The following is an 18,464-nucleotide window of genomic DNA, read 5'->3' as shown; positions in this document are numbered from 1 at the left end:
TCAAAGGTCTAAGTGGGCTGGCTAACAGACCCGGTGGGGGGAGAGTCCGTATTCTGGACTCACAGCAAGACAACAACATAAGGCAGCAAATCAGGCTGCCATGACCACTCACCGGAAAGGAATCATCATGAACAAACTGATCGCCACCCTCATCGCCGGCCTGTTCGCCACCGCTGCCAGCGCCCAGACCACCACCACTCCGGCCGCCACCAAGGAGGTCGCCAAAGCCGAAGCCAAGGCCGAGAAGGACATCGTCAAGGCCGAAGCCAAGGAAGTGAAGACGGCAGCAAAAGCCGACGAGAAGGTCAACAAGGCGGTGGCCAAGGCCAACGAGAAGAAAGCCGAAGCCCACGCCGACGCCGTGAAAGCCCACGCCAACGCGGCCGAGAAAGTCGCCAAGGCCGATCCGGAAGACCGCGCCAAGGCAGTTGCCAAGGCCGAGAACAAGATCGCCGACGCGAACCTGAAGGCCGACAAGAAGATGATCAAGGCCGACGAGAAGGTGCTCAAGACCCAGGTCGACGCTGCGGCCGACAAGGCGACTGCGGCAGCCAAGACCGAGCAGGTGCGTGCCGAAGCGACTGCCGATGTGCACAAGGCGGCTGCGAAGCACTAAGCAGCACTGCTGCAAATGAAAACGCCGGCTTCGCGCCGGCGTTTTTGCTTTTGTAGGGTGGGCGGATTTCCGCCCACGCGGTCAAGCCTTTGAATCAGCCGCGTGGGCGTTCGTAGTGCAGGCCACTGGCCTGCACTACCCCGCCCACCCTACGGGTCAGGTGCTCGTTTCGGTCGACCGCATCGCGAGGTCCTGCGCCTTGAGCTTCGCCGACAGCGGCTTGCCCTTGCGCGCCCGCTTGCCGAAGTGCGGCTCCAGGCCGGAGGCGAACAGCTCCACCGTGCGCGGTTTCGAACCGGCCCAGGTGCCGATCACGTTCACGCCCTTCTGGGTGATCGGCTGCGCCGCCAGCAGGGTTTCCTTCGGATCGAGCTCCATCAGGGTCACGCCGCGGCCGCCGTTGGTCAGCACCTTCATTTCGTCGATGCCGAACACCAGCACGCGGCCCTTTTCGGACAGGCAGGCAATCGCGCCGGCGGTGTCGAGCACGACCCGCGGCGGCAGCGGCTCGGCGCCGTCGTCCAGCGTGATGAAGGACTTGCCGCCCTTGAGTCGGCTGATCATGTCGCCGGCCTTGGCGATGAAGCCGAAGCCGTTCGAGGTGCTAAGGAGCAGGCGCGTGTCCGGGTTGCCCGCGAAGTAGTGCAGGATGCGCACGCCGCCCGACAGGTCGACCAGGGTGGTGATCGGCACGCCGTCGCCGCGCGCTCCCGGCAGCGCCGCCACCGGCACCGAGAAGGACTTGCCGTTGCTGCCGATGCCGATCAGGGAATCGACCGTGCGGCACTCGAAGGCCTGCAGCAGCGAGTCGCCGGCCTTGAAGGTGAACTGGGCCGGGTCGTGGCCGGTGCCGGTGCGCGCGCGCACCCAGCCTTTTTCGGACACGATCACCGTCACCGGCTCGTCGATGATCTTCTGCTCGGCCACGGCGCGCTCGGCTTCCTCGATCAGGGTGCGGCGATCGTCGCCGTACTGCTTGGCGTCCTGCTCGATCTCGCGGATGATCAGGCGCTTCATCGAGGACGGGTTCTCGAGGATGTCCTCGAGCTTTTCCTTTTCGCTCCGCAGTTCCGACAGCTCCTGCTGGATCTTGATCGCTTCCAGGCGCGCCAGCTGGCGCAGGCGGATCTCTAGGATGTCCTCGGCCTGGCGGTCCGACAGGCGGAAGCGGTCGATCAGCGCGGCCTTCGGCTCGTCCGAATGACGGATGATGGCGATGACTTCGTCGATGTTCAGCAGGACGGTCTCGCGGCCCTCCAGGATGTGGATTCGGTCGTTGACCTTGCCCAGCCTGAATTCGGTACGACGGCGCACGGTCACGAAGCGGAAGTCGATCCATTCCTGCAGGATGTCCGTCAGGCCCTTCTGGCGCGGACGGCCGTCGCCGCCGATCATCACCAGGTTCATCGGGCTGGAGGTCTCGAGCGAGGTATGCGCGAGCAGCATCAGCATGAACTCGTTCTGGTCCTGGTTCTTCGACTTCGGTTCGAACACGATGCGCACCGCGGCCTCGCGGCCTGATTCGTCGCGCACGGTGTCGAGCGCGCCCAGGATGGTCTGCTTCAGCGCCAGCTGCTCCGGCAGCAGGGCCTTCTTGCCGGCCTTGACCTTCGGGTTGGTCAGTTCTTCGATCTCTTCCAGCACGCGCTGGGCGGAGGTGCCTGGCGGCAGTTCGGTGACCACCGCCTGCCACTGGCCGCGCGCCAGCTCTTCGATCTTCCAGCGCGCACGCACCTTGAGCGAGCCGCGGCCGGTCGCGTACATGTCGGCGATGTTCGAGGCCGGGGTGATGATCTGGCCGCCGCCCGGGAAGTCCGGACCGGTGATGATGGTCATCAGCTCGGCGTGGGTCATTTTCGGGTTGCGGATCAGGCTGACCGCCGCCGTCGCCACTTCGCGCAGGTTGTGCGAAGGGATTTCGGTGGCCATGCCGACCGCGATGCCGGAGGCGCCGTTGAGCAGCACCATCGGCAGGCGCGCCGGCAGCTGGCGCGGTTCGGTGGTCGAGCCGTCGTAGTTCGGCTGGAAATCCACCGTGCCCATGTCGATCTCGTCGAGCAGCAGGCGCGACACCGGCGTCAGGCGCGCTTCGGTGTAACGCATTGCCGCCGCGCCGTCGCCGTCGCGCGAGCCGAAGTTGCCCTGGCCGTCGATCAGCGGATAGCGCAGCGAGAAGTCCTGGGCCATGCGCACCAGCGCGTCGTACACCGACTGGTCGCCGTGCGGGTGCAGTTTACCGAGCACGTCGCCGACCACGGTCGCGGATTTACGGGGCTTGGCGGTGTGGCCCAGGCCCAGTTCGTGCATCGAGAACAGGATGCGGCGCTGGACCGGCTTCTGGCCGTCCGAGACGTCGGGCAGGGCGCGGCCCTTGACCACCGAGACGGCGTAGTCGAGGTAGGCGCGCTCGGCGAAGGTGGACAGGGTGAGCTTTTCGACGTCGTCGTCGCCGCCACCGCCGCCCGCTGGGTTGGTTTGTTCAAAAAGGCTTGCTTGAGTCATAGTCGTTCGTATCAGATATCCGCTTCGGTCTCGTTACCGTGTTCTTCGAGCCAGGCGCGACGGGCGGCGGCTTCGCCTTTCCCCATCAGCATGTTGAAACGCGATGCCGATTCGGGCAGGCTGTACTGGCCGAAGGCCACCGGCAGCAGGCGGCGGGTGTCCGGGTTCATGGTGGTTTCCCACAGCTGTTCCGCGTTCATCTCGCCCAGGCCCTTGAAGCGCGAGATGCTCCAGCTGCCTTCCTTCAGGCCTTCCTTCTTCAGCTTGTCCTCGATGGCCAGCAGTTCACCGTCGTCCAGCGCGTACAGCTTCTGCAGCGGCTTCTTGCCGCGCGCCGGCACGTCGACGCGGTACAGCGGCGGGCGTGCCACGCAGATGTGGCCATTCCTGAACAGGGCAGGGAAGTGCTTGAAGAACAGCGTCAGCAGCAGCACCTGGATGTGCGAGCCGTCCACGTCCGCATCGGACAGGATGCAGATCTTCCCGTAGCGCAGGCCGGTCAGGTCGGGATTGTCGTCCACGCCGTGCGGGTCGACGCCGATCGCCACCGCGATGTCGTGGATTTCGTTGTTCGCGAACAGGCGGTCGCGCTCGGTCTCCCAGGAGTTCAGCACCTTGCCGCGCAGCGGCAGGATGGCCTGGAATTCCTTGTCGCGGCCCATCTTGGCGGAACCGCCCGCCGAGTCGCCCTCGACCAGGAACAGCTCGTTGCGGGTGATGTCCGACGATTCGCAATCGGTCAGCTTGCCCGGCAACACGGCCACGCCCGAGGACTTCTTCTTCTCGACCTTCTGCAGCGAACGCAGGCGGGATTGCGCCTGCTTGATGACGAGTTCGGCCAGCTTCTTGCCGTATTCGACGTGCTGGTTCAGCCACAGCTCGAGCGGCGGCTTGGTGAAGGTCGACACCAGCTTGACGGCGTCGCGCGAGTTCAGGCGTTCCTTGGTCTGGCCCTGGAACTGCGGGTCCAGCACTTTCGCCGACAGCACGAAGGAAACGCGCGCGAACACGTCTTCCGGCAGCAGCTTGACGCCTTTCGGCAGCAGCGAGTGCATCTCGACGAAGTTCTTCACTGCGCCGAACAGGCCGTCGCGCAGGCCGGATTCGTGGGTGCCGCCGCTGACGGTCGGGATCAGGTTGACGTAGGATTCGCGCACCACGCCGCCTTCCTCGGTCCAGGCCACTACCCAGGCCGCGCCTTCGCCTTCGGCGAAGCCTTCGTCGCCCGCGGCTGCGTACTGGGCGCCTTCGAACAGCGGGATCACGGTCTGGCCGCCCGAGGTCTGGGCCAGGGCTTCGGTCAGGTAGCCGCGCAGGCCTTCGTCATAGCGCCAGGTCTGGACGTCGCCGGTTTTTGCATTGGTCAGCGTGACGGTCACGCCCGGCAGCAGCACGGCCTTCGAGCGCAGCAGGCGCTGCATGTCGCCGAGCGGGATGTTCGGCGAGTCGAAATACTTCGGATCGGGGCGGGCGGTGACGCGGGTGCCGTTCTTCTTGCCGCCGCGCTCGGCCGGACGCGAGCTCAGGGGCTCGACCAGGTCGCCATTCTCGAAAGCCAGCTCGTGGACACCATTGCCTTCGTCGTCCTTGCGCCAGACGGTGATCTCCAGGCGCGTCGACAGCGCATTGGTCACCGATACGCCAACGCCGTGCAGGCCGCCCGAGAAGGCATAGGCGCCGCCCGAGCCCTTGTCGAACTTGCCGCCCGCGTGCAGGCGGGTGAAGACGATCTCGACGGTCGGCACGTTTTCTTCCGGATGGAGTCCAACCGGAATACCGCGGCCATCGTCTTCGACTGTGACCGAGCCGTCCGTGTTCAGGGTGACGGCGATGTTCTTGCAGTGTCCGCCCAGCGCCTCGTCGGAGGCGTTGTCGATCACTTCCTGGATGATGTGCAGCGGGTTTTCGGTCCGGGTGTACATGCCCGGACGCTGTTTCACTGGCTCGAGTCCCTTGAGGACGCGGATGGATGATTCGCTGTAGTCGGATGCGGGTTTCTTGGTCGCCATGCTGATATTCGTTAATTCAATGCTTGCGCATTCTATCTTGTCGCGCGGAAAAATTTGGCCTTTTTGCGATGCCAAACGTACTTGTTACTCCGCACCCTTGTGCTAGATTAAGAGGATGTGGCCCGGGAGATGCCAAAGGGCGGCCCCAAGGAAAGGCTGGAGAAGATGCCAACCAGATATCCGTTCACTGTCCGCCTGGTCGGGTTCGCGCCGCCCGAATGCGCCCAGCTGGAGAACCTGCTGGCGCAAGCCCCGTTGCCGGGGGCGTCGTATTTTTGCCTGCACGACGACAGTTTGCAAGAACCCGATCTCTATATTGCCGATGGCAGCAACCCGGCCGCCCTGGCTCGCCTGGCCTGCCTGCCGCCCGGCGCCCCCCAGGCCATCCTCATGATCGGCGGCGACGGCGCCAGCAAGTATCGCACTCTGCCGCGTCCGGTCGACCCCGCCCGTCTTTACCAGCTCCTTGCCGAACTGCTCGACACCCGGGTAAAGGCGCTCGCCGCCCTGGCCGCCAGTGGCGAACGCAGCCTGCCTGAACGGCGACGAAGGCCCAGGCTGGCGCCGGATACCGAGGCGCCGGCCTACTATCAACGCCTGCGCCAGGGCCCGCCCGACGGCGCGGTGCTCATCATCGACAAGGGCGGCGCTTTTCGCGACCACGTCGCTCGTGTTGTCAGTAATACATTTGCCAACACTGTAGGGCCTGCCAGCCGCTCGATCGAGTGGACCGACAGCGGCCGCGCCGCGGTACGCCTGTGCGACGAGACGCCGGTGTCGCTGGTCATGATCAATACTTGCGCGACCGGCATCGAACCATACAGCCTGAGCAGCGCTATCAAGTCTCAGGAAGGAGCCGGGCGTACCGCCGTGCTGTTTCTTGTTGGGCAATCCTTCAAATACGACAGCCTGCGCGCCCGTGATGCCGGCGTGCGCGGCCTGCTCGACAAACCGGTGGCGGACCGGCACCTGCTTGCTACCTTCCAGAAATTACTGGCGCTACCGCACTAAATATACTGTGATTATATACAGTATTATCCAAAACCGGGATCCGTGCAAGGCCGGGTGTTGTACGGATGAGCTGTAGCGAACGATAAGATTTTTGTAACAACTTCAAATCGTGCGCGGCTCTGGCAGAGCTATATTGGCATGCATGGCGGAACAACAACGACAACCACCCGAAGAGGCTCCCGGTCCTCCGGTCGACAAGCGTCCCGAGACGCCTGCCCGTATTCCCGACCGGCGTGCGACCCAGGGCCAGACCATGCGCGGCTACGCCAAGTACCAGCGCGATGGCGATACGGCGTTCGCGTTGGCCGGGCGGGTGCTGAGTTCGCGCTGGCGTGCGCTGCGCGAGCGCTTCAACCGCGATTTCATGAACCGTACCCTGCACATCGGGGTGTCGGCGCGTATCTTTCATCCGGAACCGGGCGCCAGGGGCCTGCTCAGCAAGAACCTGCAGTACCTGGAAGAATCGATCGCCCAGTGGGTGATGTCGCGCGACGTGCTGGTGTTCATGATCCCGACCGTGAATACGAATGGCATGTTCCATCCCAGTAATATCACCTTGCGCCACTATGCGCGCCACCTCGACGGACTGGTGCTGCAGGGCGGGGCGGACGTGGCGCCCCAGACCTATTCCGAGGTGCCGACCCGGCCCGAGTGGAGCGGCGACCGCGCGCGCGACGTCTACGAGCTCGAGCTGCTGCATGAATTCGTCGACGCCGGCAAGCCGGTGCTGGGTGTGTGCCGCGGCTGCCAGCTGATCAATGTCGCCTTCGGCGGCACCCTGTACCAGGACGTCGTCACCAACGTACCGGATGCGCTGGCCCACGTGCAGGACATCTACGACGCGCACCGCCACGCGATCCGCTTCCCGGCCGGCTCCTCGCTCGGCAAGATGTTCGGCCATGTGAACCAGCCGATCGTCAATTCGATTCACCACCAAGCCGTCAAGGAACTGGGGCGTGACATCCGGGTCGAGGCCTATTCCGAGCCGGATGGCATCGTCGAGGCGATCCGCTACGAGCGCGCCGACTTCGTCATGGGCCTGCAGTGGCACCCCGAGTTCCACCGCGCCGGCGGCACCGAGTTGCTTGACTGCACGCCGGTGCTCGACGAGTTCCTGCGCGCGGCGCGCGAGACGCGGCTCTAGGCCTAGCGAAAACACTTGCGTTCGTCCCTTCATCGGTGAATAATGAATGAGAATCATTCTCATTCATTCGAGTATCCATGAGGAGGGCGTGCATGACCATTTCATTCGCAGACCCGGCGCCGGCGCCGCGCAGCCAGGACACCCTGCTGGTGGCGTCGCTGTTGCACCTGATGTCGCATTACACCGCGCGCGTCGACGGCGAACAGCCTTGCGTGAAGCTGGCCTCGGTCATCGAGCGCCACCTGTGCGCACTGTCGCGCCTGCCGGACGTGGACCCGGTGCTGCGCGCCACCTGCGAGCAGTTGGCCGAGCGCTGGGCGCTGCTGGTGGATGAAACGATGCCGCGCCCTCAGCCGCCCAAGCAGCCGCTGCTCGCGCGTTTCATGAAAGGGCAGTGGGGCGCCAGGCCGGTCGCTGCCAACTGATCCGGTTCACGCGGCGCCGCGGCGCCGCTTTGTCGATGTCGCAGGAGGCCGTCCGGCCTCGCCAATCTGTTCCCCGCACACAGGCCAATCCTGGCGCTCGCAGCGCCGTCTCCCGTGGCAGCCAGCAACGCCTGTTATGTGCCAGCCATAATCCCCGCAAAAATTGTTGACTGACATCTTTTTTCTGATAGTCTTTACTAAATCGTTGTAGTAAATCGTTTACCTCTTTCCTGCATAATGGTCTAAAATTTACCGAGCTCGGCAGTCGCCGTTGCGAGAAATTCAAGATTGGCAAGGGCGAGAAATCGTTTTCTGTAAAGATGCTGTAAATCGTTTTAGACCGTCGTGGGTATGCGATGTCGCTTCTGTTTAGCAGACCGAATGCCGCGGCGAGTAAGAACAAAAAACAATCCTGGAGACCTGGCATGACAACACCTCAGCGCTTGCGTTCGCTCGCCATCGGCCTGGCGGCCGCGCCGATCATCTGCGTCGGCTTGCTGGCCGCCCTGGCGCAACCCAGTCACGCCGGCGCGCCGGCAGCGTCGTCGGGTGCGGGCTTCACCCCTCGCGACACCCTGGCCAGCCTGTTCGAGCTGGAGGGTGGTTCGCCGTATTCGACGCCCTATGACGGCACGCTGAATTTCAGTGCCTTCACCTCGAAACACGCGACCCCAAATGGCCATGGCTACCGCAATGAACTGAAGATCAGCCGCGCGAGCCGCCTGCCGATCGAACAGACCCACGAACATTTTTCGGCGCTGGTCACCCCGACGCTGCCGGCTGGCGCCAGGACCATCGTGGCGCAATACCACGTCGAAGGCATCGAGACCATCGTCAAGCTGTATGTGCAGGATATTGCCGAGCCGGCTCTGCTTGACGGCAAGGCAAACAATGGCGTCTTCGACGTCGTCGCGCGGATCCGCGATACCAGCGGCAAGGATGTCTCTACCGCACTCGGGACCGTCAGGTCGGGCGAGCGCTTCGCACTCGATGTCCGCTTCGACGGCGGCAACGCCCGCGTCAGCGTCAAGTCCGACCGGCATGGCGCCCTGCAGACGCCGCTCACCCGGGTCATGGGCGACCACCGCAAGATCTATTTCAAGTTCGGCGACTACCTGCAGGCACGCGACCCCGACACCGGCGCCATGAGCACCAAGCCGGCCACCTGGGATGCCTATTTCCAAAGAAATGGCATCGGTAGCAGCCTGATCAGCTTCAGCGAAACGAAGTTCGAACGCAAGTAGGGCGTGTGGGCGGCGGCTCGTCCGTGCGAGCCGCCGGCGCCCGGATTCGGTATTCCACTTTTAGTAAAAAAAACTCTCGGAGACAATGCTGTGAATAAAAGTTCAAAGATGTTTTTCCATGCCCAACGTCCGATCGCGTCGGCGGTCGCCCTGGCCCTGCTCGCCATGGCCGGCGCGGCCCAGGCGCAGCAGGCGCCGTCCGAATCGTCCGATTCCTCGATGGCCAAGGTCGAAGTGACGGGGACGAGTTTCAAGCGCGCGGTCGCGGACCAGGCCTTGCCGGTCACGGTCGTCAAGGCCGAGGACTGGATCGCCCAGGGCATGCTGACCATCGACGACATCCTGATGTCGATGTCGACCGCGTCGGTCTACCAGCCGAATACCACCGCCGGCAACGGCAACAGCGCCAACATGCGCGGCATCGGCAGCTCGCGCACCCTGGTCCTGATCGACGGCAAGCGGGTCAATGACTCCTCCATCAACCCGAACGTTATTCCGGTCAGCGCGCTCGACCGCACCGAAGTGCTGCGCGACGGCGCCTCGTCCATCTACGGCAGCGACGCGATCGGCGGCGTGATGAACTTCGTCACCAAGAAATCCTATACCGGCGCCTCGGTGACCCTCAAGGGCACTTCGCCGGACAAGAGCGGCGGCGGCCAGTCCAAGGGCGCGAGCTTCATCGCCGGCAAGGGCGACCTCGCCAAGGACGGCTGGAACGTGTATGTCACCGCGGACTTCAATCACCAGAACGAACTGCCGCAGAGCGCCCGTCCCGACCTGACGACGGACGCGCGGCGCCAGGCCGCCGGCTTTGCGCCGTTCAGGGCGACCCGGGGCACCAATTCGGTACCGGCCAACGTCACGGCCGCCAACGGCTCGACCCGGGTCGGCAACCTCACCATCACCGGCAATCCCTATTACGCGAGCGGCTGCCTGCCGCCCTACACCACGCCGGGCACCAACAATACCTGCTACTCCCTGTTCAACGCCAACAACCTGACCCTGACCAAGGAAGGCCAGCAGGCGTCGGTGTTCAGCAAGGGCACCCTGGCGATCAACGCCGATCACCAGGTCTCGGCCTCGCTGCTGTATTCGAAGATCTACAACCGTCCGGTAAAGAATCCCACCTACGGCATCGCCGCCTCGATCCCGAACTTCCCGGCGCTGACCATCGGCCCGACCAGCCCTTACTATCCTGGCAAGGGCATCGTGCCGGCCATGCCTGGCATTACCAACCAGACCCTGACCCTGGCATGGTCGCTGATCGGCGACCTCGGTCCCACGGTCTTGAACTACGACACCGAGACCGCGCGCGCGAACATCGACCTCGACGGCCGGCTGGGCGCATGGGACTACAAGGCCAGCCTGTGGAGCGCCCTGTACCGGTCGCACGTCAGCTTCCGCTCCGGCTTCGTGAACAGCTACGGCCTGCTGGCCGGTGTCGCCAACGGCAAGCTGAACCCGTTCGGCCTGCAGAACGAGGAGGGCCGCGCCTACCTCGACAGCATCTCGACCAACGGCCAGACCGCCGACTCGGGCCTGAACCGCCTGCACGGATTCGACCTGAGCGGCAGCCGCGAGCTGATGGACATGGCCGGCGGCCCGATGATGCTGGCGCTGGGTGCGAACGCCTATCACGATTCCGCCTATCACTCGATTCCGGACACGGTCGTGCAATCCGGCGGCCAGACCGGCACCACCGCGGCCGTCAACGAACGCGCCTCGCGCAACGTGGTGGCGGCTTACGCCGAACTCGAGATCCCGCTGACCAAGGCGTTGAATGTCAACGTGGCGGTGCGCACCGACCACTACAGCGACTTCGGCTCCACCACCAATCCCAAGCTCAGCTTCCGCTACAAGGCCAGCGACATGGTCATGCTGCGCGGCGCCGTCGGCACGGGCTTCCGGGCGCCGACCCTGAGCGAGCGCTACTTCGGCGCGGTCAACGGCCCGACCGGCCTGACCAGCGATTCCTACAACGACCCGGTGCTGTGCCCGGGCGGAGCGCCGGGCGCCAGCACCGGCGGCACCGCACTGCCAGGCTACAACACGACCCGCGTCTGCGCGGCGCGCCAGCCGATCAACACGGGCGCCAACCCGGACGTCGGTCCCGAGCGCTCGACCACCATCAATCTGGGCGCCGTGTTCACGCCGACCCGCAACCTCCTGGTCTCGCTCGACTACTTCAACGTCAAGCTGCGTGACGCGATCGGCCAGCTGGCGCAGAACGCGATCTTCACCAACCCCGCCTACGCCAACCTGTTCATCCGTGACGCCAACCGCAACCTGCTGTGGGTCGACGACCGCCGCAACAACCTGGGCGGACTGCGCACCGACGGCATCGACGTCACGGCCACCTATACCTTCCCGCGCACGAGCTATGGACGCTTCGGCGTCCAGCTGGACGGCACCTACCTGCACCGCTTCGACACCCAGGTCGAAGACGGCGGCGAGTGGATCTCGAGCGTCAACAAGTTCGGGCCGCTGGATGCGAACGTGATGAACTTCCGCTGGAAGTATGGCGCCTCGGTGAAATGGACCAGCCCGAAAGGCGCCTGGAGCTCCACGCTGAACGAGCAGTACAAGCAGAGCTTCGAGGACCGCAACGCCGATTCCCAGTTCTACCACCGCATCGACTCCTACCGCGTCTACAACTGGTCGCTGACCTACGCCGGCTATCGCAAGCTGAAGGTCGTGGTGGGCATCAACAACCTGCTGGATCGCGATCCGCCGGTTGCCAACTACCGCAACGAAGGCTACGCCAGCGGTATGGCCAGCCCGGTGGGCCGTACCGTGGTCGGACGCGTGTCCTACGAGTTCTAAGCTCCAACACTGCGCAGGCCGCCCCGCCGGCCTGCGCCTCCTGGTGTTCTTCCCGATTCTGCAAATTGCTGTTGACTTCAACCCGGATTAGGGTAAGCTGGCTAAATCGATGCACTAAATCGTTGCAGTACTTACTTGCCCAGTATTGATTGCAAATACGAGTGAATACTGTAACGATGTAGTAAAGCGTGGCATTTATAACAAGTTGTACAGCAAATTACAGAAAGATCAGAACCTCATGGGCGAACCCAAGATTCAGGATGTGGCAAGGCTGGCAGGCGTGTCGGCCTCCAGCATCTCGAATTTCCTGAATAACCGCATGGAGCAGATGCGGCCGGATACCCGGCAGAAGATCGCGAATGCGATCAAGCAGCTGGGCTACCGGCCCAACAATGCGGCGCGCCAGCTCAAGACCGGCGTCGCCGCGATGGTCGGCCTGCTGGTGCCGTCCCTGGCGAACCAGTTCTTCGGGTCGCTGGCATGCGCAGTCGAGGCTGCCGCCGCCCGCTACCAATGCCATGTCATGACCTTCAGCACCTTCCGCGACCCGCAGCGCGAACGGGCGGTGATGGCCGACCTGCTGTCCTATGGCGTGCAGGGCATCATTACCGGCTCGGCCCTGAACGATACCGAGCACCTCGCATCGATGACCGAGCGCTGCCCCGTGGTGGCCTTCGACATCAAGCCGACCGACCAGCAACACACCGGCATCGGCACCATCTCGGTCGACAACGCCGCCGCGACGGCCATGGCGGTGGCCCACCTGGCGGCACTCGGCCATCGCAGCATCGCCCTGGTCACGCCGCCGCCGTTCACGCTCAACCGTCAGGAACGCGTACGCGGTTTCCAGCAGGCGGTGGCGCGCGCCGGCATCGCGGGCGACGTGGTGCTGGCCGATCCATCGGACGCGCCGAGCGACCCGCACGGCGATACCCAGCTGTTCGAGATGGGCCGGGTCGCCGCGAGCCGCATCCTGGGTGCGCCCGGTGCGCCGACGGCAGCGATCGCCATCAACGACATGATGGCGATCGGCATCGGGGTCGGCCTGAAGCAGCTGGGCATAAAGATTCCGGAAGATTTTTCGCTGATCGGCATTGACGATATTTTCTTCTCGGCGGCGCACGATCCACCGCTGACCACCTTGCGCCAGCCCATCCAGGCCATGGCCGATGCGGCAGTCCAGCGCATCCTGGCGCCGCACGCCGCACAGTCGGGCGAGCTGTTCGCACCGGAGCTGATCGTCCGGCGCTCCACAGCCGCCCCCAAGCATTGACACGACCGCATTCACAATTTTAAGAAAGAGCAAAATGGAACTCATCGGCAAACGCGCACTCGTCATGGGAGGTGCATCGGGCATCGGCAAGGCCACGTCGCTGGCGCTGGCACAAGCCGGCGCGGACGTGGTGCTGACCTACTGGAGCAGCAGCGACGAAGCGAACGAGGTGGTCACACAGATCCGCGCCATGGGCCGGCGCGCACAGGCGATCAAGGCCGACCTGACCGGTGCCGAGGTCGCCGAGCAGGTGTATGCGGAAGCCGAAGGTGCGATCGGCGACATCGACGTCCTGTTCGCGAACATCGGCGGCCTGATCCAGCGCTGCCGCGTCGCGGAGATGCCACTGTCGCTGTGGAACGAGGCCATGAACCTGAACCTGACCTCGACCTTCCTGATCTGCCAGGCGGCGCTCAAGCGCATGGAGCCGCGCAAGCAGGGCGTGATCGTGACCATGTCCTCGCTGGCGGCCTTCGACGGCGGCGGTCCCGGCTCGGCGCACTATGCCTCTTCGAAAGCGGCGGTGGCCACCTTCACCCGCGCGCTGGCCAAGGAAGTCGGGCCGAACGGCGTGCGCGTCAACGGCGTGGCCCCGGGCCTGATCGCCACCCGCTTCCACGACACCTTCAACACGCCGGCCAACCGGGCTGCCATCGCCGAGCGCACGCCGGCCCGCCGCGAAGGCCAGCCCGACGACGTCGCCAACGTCGTGGTGTTCCTGGCCTCCGAGCGCGCCGCCTTCCTGGCCGGCGAGATCATCCAGGTGAACGGCGGTCTCGGCCTGTACTAAGCACTCCAGTAACCCTGCGGTAGTAGTCGGACGGCGCCGTTGCCGCGGCGCCGCAGGCCGGCTGTTGCCAAAATTTTGAAACGGAGCGGACGCCATGAACGGAGCAGTCACCCCAGCAAGCGATCATCCCGAGCTCGACGTGCTCACCGTCGGCGAAGCCATGGCTTTGCTGATGGCCTGCGAAGCGCTCCCGCTGGACCAGGTCCGCCGCTTCGAGCGGGCCACCGCCGGAGCCGAGCTCAACGTGTCGGTCGGCCTGGCCCGGCTGGGCTTCAAGGTCGGCTACATCAGCCGGCTGGGTGCGGACAGCCTGGGGCGCAACCTGCTCGACTTCATGGCGGCGGAAGGCATCGACCTGCGTCATGTACAAACGGATGCCCGCTACCCGACCGGTTTCATGCTGAAGTCGATGGCCCTCGACGGCAGCGACCCGCAGATCGAGTACTTCCGGCGCGGTTCCGCCGCCAGCCATATGTCGCTGGACGACATGCCGGCCGGCCTGGTGCGCGAGGCCAGGCTGCTGCACCTCACCGGCATTTCGCCGGCCTTGTCCGGCAGCTGCCGCGATCTGGTATTTGCGCTGGCCGCGCAGGCACGCGGCGCCGGCCGCCCCGTCAGCTTCGATCCCAACTTGCGGCCGCGCCTCTGGCCCAGCCAGGCGGCGATGGTCACGACCCTCAACGAACTGGCCTCGCATGCCGACCTCGTCCTGCCCGGCCTGGCCGAAGGCAAGCTTCTCACCGGCTGCAGGCATGCCGAAGGCATCGCCGACTTTTACCTGGAGCGCGGGGCGAGCCAGGTGGTGGTCAAGCTGGGGCCGGAGGGCGCCTACTACGCCAGCGCCACCGAGCGCGGCATCGCGCCGGGCCGCCGCGTCGAGCGCGTGGTGGATACCGTCGGCGCCGGCGACGGCTTTGCCGTCGGCGTCATCAGCGCGCTGCTCGACGGGCTGCCGCTGGCTGCGGCGGCCGCACGCGGCAATGCGGTCGGCGCGCGCGTGGTGCAGTTCCGCGGCGATTGCGAAGGCTTGCCGAACCGCGCGCAGCTCGATGCCGGCTAAGACCGGCCATCAAGGACAACAATACGGAGACAGGCATGAAAACAATGAAAGGCTTGCGCTGGCTGGTCATGATGCTGGTGGCGGCCGCGACGATCATCAACTACATCGACCGCTCCGCCCTGGCGGTGATGTGGCCGGGTATTGCCGACGAGCTCGGCATGGACAAGCAGGATTACGCCAATATCGTGACCGTGTTCCTGGTCGGCTATGCGGTCGGACAGACCCTGTTCGGCAAGCTGTTCGACGCACTCGGCACACGCGTCGGTTTCATCCTGTCGATCGTGGTGTGGTCGATCTCGATCGGCCTGCACTGCGTGGCCCGCTCGGCGCTGTCGTTCGGGCTGTTCCGCGTGCTGCTGGGTGTGGGCGAGGCAGGCAACTGGCCGGGCGCCACCAAGGCCGCGGCCGAATGGTTCCCGATCAAGGAGCGCGCGCTGGCGCAGGGCATCTTCGGCGCCGGCGCCTCGCTCGGTTCCATCGTCGCGCCGCCGTTGGTCGCCGTTCTGTACGCCTATGTGGGCTGGAAAGCCACCTTCATCCTGATCGCGGCGCTTGGCTTCATCTGGATCGTGCCCTGGCTGATCATCTACAAGTCCGGTCCCGGCGCCCATCCCTGGATCAGCGAGGAAGAACGCCAATACATCCTGAGCGGGCAGGTCCGCGCTGAGGAGAAACAGGCGGAATACGTGCCTACGCTCGGGCAGCTGCTGCGCCACCGCGAGAGCTGGGGCGTGATCGCCGCGCGCTTCTTCATCGATCCCGTCTGGTGGCTGTTCGTGGCCTGGCTGCCGCTGTACCTGAACGAGCGCTTCGGCTTCGACGTCAAGCAGATTGGCCTGTTTGCCTGGGTGCCCTTCGTGGGCGCCGCGATCGGCGCGCTGGCGGGCGGTTGGCTGTGCGGCCGCCTGCTGGCCCGCGGCTGGAGCGTGAACCGGGCGCGCAAGTCGGTGATCGGCCTGGGGCTGGCGCTGATGCTGCCGTCCCTGCTGCTCAGCGCGGTCGCCGCCACGCCCCTGCTGGCGGTGCTGTCGATCGCCGTGATCCTGTTCGGCTTCCAGGCGGCGATCACGAACATCCAGACCCTGCCGAGCGATTTCTTTTCCGGCAAGACGGTCGGCTCGCTGGCCGGCATTAGCGGCACCGCCGCGGTGCTGGGCGTGATCGCCTGCATGCAGCTGGTGCCGGCCCTGACGGCAGAGGGCAACTACGCTCCCTTCTTCGTGCTGGGTGCGCTGCTGGTGCCGCTGGTGTTCGTATCGCTGTGGCTGGGCGGCACGGTGCAGCCGGTCCGGAAAGGAGATCAATCATGAACTTCTCGAAGGCGCTGGGCGCCCTGACGATCGGTGTATTGCTGAGTCCTGGTTTGTCGGCCAAGGATGTCGTGGTCAAGGACAAGGGCGCCTTCGACGCGGCCCTGAAGCGGCTGGCGCCGGGCGACGCGATCGTCCTCAAGAACGGCACCTGGCAGGATTTCGAGGTCGGCTTCTTTGCCGAGGGCAGGGCGGGCAAGCCCATCACGCTGCGCGCCGAAACGCCGGGCAAGGTGATCCTGTCCGGGCGCTCCAACCTGCGCCTGGCCGGCCAGCACCTGGTGGTATCGGGCCTGGTGTTCAGGAATGGTTATACACCCACGCAGGAAGTGATTTCCTTCCAGCGCAACGCCAAACAGGTGGCGAACCACTCGCGGGTGACCGAGGTGGTCATCGACAACTTCAACAATCCCGACCGCGATGCCGTCGACTACTGGGTGTCCCTGTCGGGCAAGCACAATCGCTTCGATCACAGTTACCTGGCCGGCAAGCGCAACCAGGGGGTGACGATGGCGGTACGCCTCGAGGGCGAGGACAGCCAGCAGAACCACCACCGGATCGACCATAACTATTTCGGTCCGCGTCCCATCCTCGGATCGAATGGCGGAGAAACCCTGCGGGTGGGCACCAGCACCTATTCCCTGACCGATTCCCATACCCTGATCGAGGAGAACTATTTCGATCGCTGCGATGGCGAAGTCGAGATCATTTCCATCAAGTCCGGCCGCAACATCATCCGCAACAATGTGTTCTTCGAATCGCGCGGCACGCTGACGCTCAGGCACGGCAATGGCAACCTGGTCGAGGGCAACGTCTTCTTCGGAAATGGCGTCGAGAACACCGGCGGCATCCGCGTTATCAACCGCGACCAGACCGTGCGCAACAATTACCTGGAAGGCTTGACCGGCACCCGTTTCGGCAGCGGCTTTGCGATCATGAACGGCACCGTGGATGCGCCGCTCAACCGCTACAGCCAGGTGCTCAATGCCCACATCCACAACAACAGCTTCATCGACGTCGACCACCTGCAGTTCGGCGCCGGCAAGGACGCGGAGCGCAATGCGCCGCCTGCCAACAGCCGCATGGAGGACAACCTGGTCCTGCACCGGACCGGCAAGGCGAACGTCGTGTTCTATGACGACATGCGCGGCATCCGTTTCGCCGGCAATGTCGTGCAGGGTGTGGACGCCGAGCTGCCCGCCGGCTTCGAGCGCGCGGCGCCGGCGCTGAAGAGGAATAGCGCCGGCCTCTTGATGCCGCAGGACGAAGCCTTGCGCCAGCGCGGCGCCAGCGCTTCGCTGCGCCCGATCGCCAAGGCGCAGACCGGGCCGGCCTGGTACCCGAAACGCGAGCCGCAGGTGGCCTTCGACTCCGGCAGGCAGATCGCCGTGGATGGCGCGCGCGAAGACGCCCTGGCGCATGCGCTGGCACAAGCAGGCAATGGCGACCGCCTGGTGCTGGCGCCCGGCCGCTACCCGGTCGCCAGGCTGCTGGTCATCGACAAGGTGCTGAGCATCGAAGCGCAGCAGGCCGGCAGTGTGGTGCTGCTCCCCGAGCGCAACACGCTGTTCGAGATCCGCAATGGCGGCTCCCTCAAGCTGGCCGGGTTGCAGATCGATGGCAGCGCCAGCCCCGATTCGGCCGGCAACATCCTGATCCGCACGCAAAAGAGCGGAATGCAGGTGAGCTACCGCCTGGTGCTCGAGAACGTCGAGGTCAGGAACCTGGACGTCAACCACTCGCATCACTTGTTCGACGCGGGCGACCGCAGCCTGGCCGAAGAGATCCGCATCACGGGCTCGCGCTTCAGCAAGATCAGCGGCGACCTGCTGAGGCTGGACAAGGAGCGTGACGACCTGGGCAACTACAACGCCGAGGCCCTGGCGCTCGACGCTAACCGCTTCACCCAGATCGAGGGCGCGCTGGTCAGCCTCTACCGCGGCGGGACCGATGAAAGCACCTTCGGCCCGCGCCTCGCGTTTACGCGCAACGTCGTCGACCGCGTCGGGCAAGGCAAGCGCAACAAGCGCGCGGCGGCGCTCTACCTGCATGGCGTGCAGCGCACCCGCATCGCGGCCAATGAATTCGCCGACAGCGCCGGCATCGTTGTCGAGCATACCGTGGGCGACCCCGATACCGAATTGCGCGGCAATACCTACCGGAAGGTCGCGGCACTCAAGGCGAGCGAGCTGCACGCCAAGGGCGCCAGCACCGTACGAGTCCTCGACAACCAGGAAGCGCGAAGGAATTGATGATG

At 65.0% G+C, this 18,464-nt stretch carries 13 protein-coding genes; 11 read left to right on the top strand and 2 right to left on the bottom strand.

Annotation, left to right across the window (positions count from 1 at the left end; translation table 11 throughout):
* Positions 1-127: 127 nt before the first annotated feature.
* A complete protein-coding gene (locus LK542_RS14225) occupies positions 128-616 on the top strand; it encodes a hypothetical protein (protein ID WP_227801762.1) in 489 nt (162 codons plus the stop codon).
* Between the two features lie 156 nt (positions 617-772).
* Here LK542_RS14225 and parC read toward each other — a convergent pair whose 3' ends face one another.
* On the bottom strand, positions 773-3,118 hold the full coding sequence (gene parC, locus LK542_RS14220) for a DNA topoisomerase IV subunit A (RefSeq protein ID WP_227812397.1): 2,346 nt from the start codon (positions 3,116-3,118) through the stop codon (positions 773-775).
* Between the two features lie 11 nt (positions 3,119-3,129).
* A complete protein-coding gene (locus LK542_RS14215) occupies positions 3,130-5,127 on the bottom strand; it encodes a DNA topoisomerase IV subunit B (protein WP_227812396.1) in 1,998 nt (665 codons plus the stop codon).
* Positions 5,128-5,256: 129 nt separating this feature from the next.
* Between LK542_RS14215 and LK542_RS14210 the strand changes: the two genes are divergently transcribed.
* From LK542_RS14210 to LK542_RS14165, 10 genes are all read left to right on the top strand, one after another.
* Entirely contained in the window at positions 5,257-6,138 is an 882-nt protein-coding gene (locus tag LK542_RS14210; RefSeq protein ID WP_227812395.1) for a two-component system response regulator, read from the top strand.
* 142 nt (positions 6,139-6,280) lie between these two features.
* Entirely contained in the window at positions 6,281-7,282 is a 1,002-nt protein-coding gene (locus tag LK542_RS14205) for a gamma-glutamyl-gamma-aminobutyrate hydrolase family protein (protein WP_227812394.1), read from the top strand.
* A gap of 92 nt (positions 7,283-7,374) precedes the next feature.
* Complete coding sequence (locus LK542_RS14200) at positions 7,375-7,707, top strand: hypothetical protein (RefSeq protein WP_227812393.1); 333 nt, start codon at positions 7,375-7,377, stop codon at positions 7,705-7,707.
* Between the two features lie 425 nt (positions 7,708-8,132).
* Positions 8,133-8,951 (top strand): polysaccharide lyase family 7 protein, encoded by an 819-nt coding sequence (locus LK542_RS14195; protein WP_227812392.1) that lies wholly within the window; start codon positions 8,133-8,135, stop codon positions 8,949-8,951.
* A gap of 108 nt (positions 8,952-9,059) precedes the next feature.
* On the top strand, positions 9,060-11,774 hold the full coding sequence (locus LK542_RS14190) for a TonB-dependent siderophore receptor (protein ID WP_227812391.1): 2,715 nt from the start codon (positions 9,060-9,062) through the stop codon (positions 11,772-11,774).
* A gap of 238 nt (positions 11,775-12,012) precedes the next feature.
* Positions 12,013-13,047 (top strand): LacI family DNA-binding transcriptional regulator, encoded by a 1,035-nt coding sequence (locus tag LK542_RS14185; protein ID WP_227801750.1) that lies wholly within the window; start codon positions 12,013-12,015, stop codon positions 13,045-13,047.
* A gap of 34 nt (positions 13,048-13,081) precedes the next feature.
* The gene (locus LK542_RS14180) at positions 13,082-13,837 is read left to right on the top strand and encodes an SDR family NAD(P)-dependent oxidoreductase (protein WP_227812390.1); all 756 of its coding nucleotides are present in this window, start codon (positions 13,082-13,084) and stop codon (positions 13,835-13,837) included.
* Positions 13,838-13,931: 94 nt separating this feature from the next.
* Positions 13,932-14,897: a sugar kinase gene (locus LK542_RS14175; protein ID WP_227812389.1), complete on the top strand. Its 966-nt coding sequence runs from the start codon at positions 13,932-13,934 to the stop codon at positions 14,895-14,897.
* Between the two features lie 35 nt (positions 14,898-14,932).
* Complete coding sequence (locus LK542_RS14170) at positions 14,933-16,207, top strand: MFS transporter (protein WP_227812388.1); 1,275 nt, start codon at positions 14,933-14,935, stop codon at positions 16,205-16,207.
* Positions 16,204-18,459: a chondroitinase-B domain-containing protein gene (locus LK542_RS14165; protein WP_227812387.1), complete on the top strand. Its 2,256-nt coding sequence runs from the start codon at positions 16,204-16,206 to the stop codon at positions 18,457-18,459. Before LK542_RS14170 ends, LK542_RS14165 begins: the two co-directional genes overlap by 4 nt.
* The last annotated feature ends 5 nt before the right edge of the window (positions 18,460-18,464 follow it).

Source organism: Massilia sp. IC2-477 (genome assembly GCF_020707265.1).
Classification (GTDB): domain Bacteria; phylum Pseudomonadota; class Gammaproteobacteria; order Burkholderiales; family Burkholderiaceae_D; genus Telluria.
The sequence above is the reverse complement of the archived record's forward strand: the minus strand, read 5'-3'. Positions and strand labels throughout refer to the sequence as shown.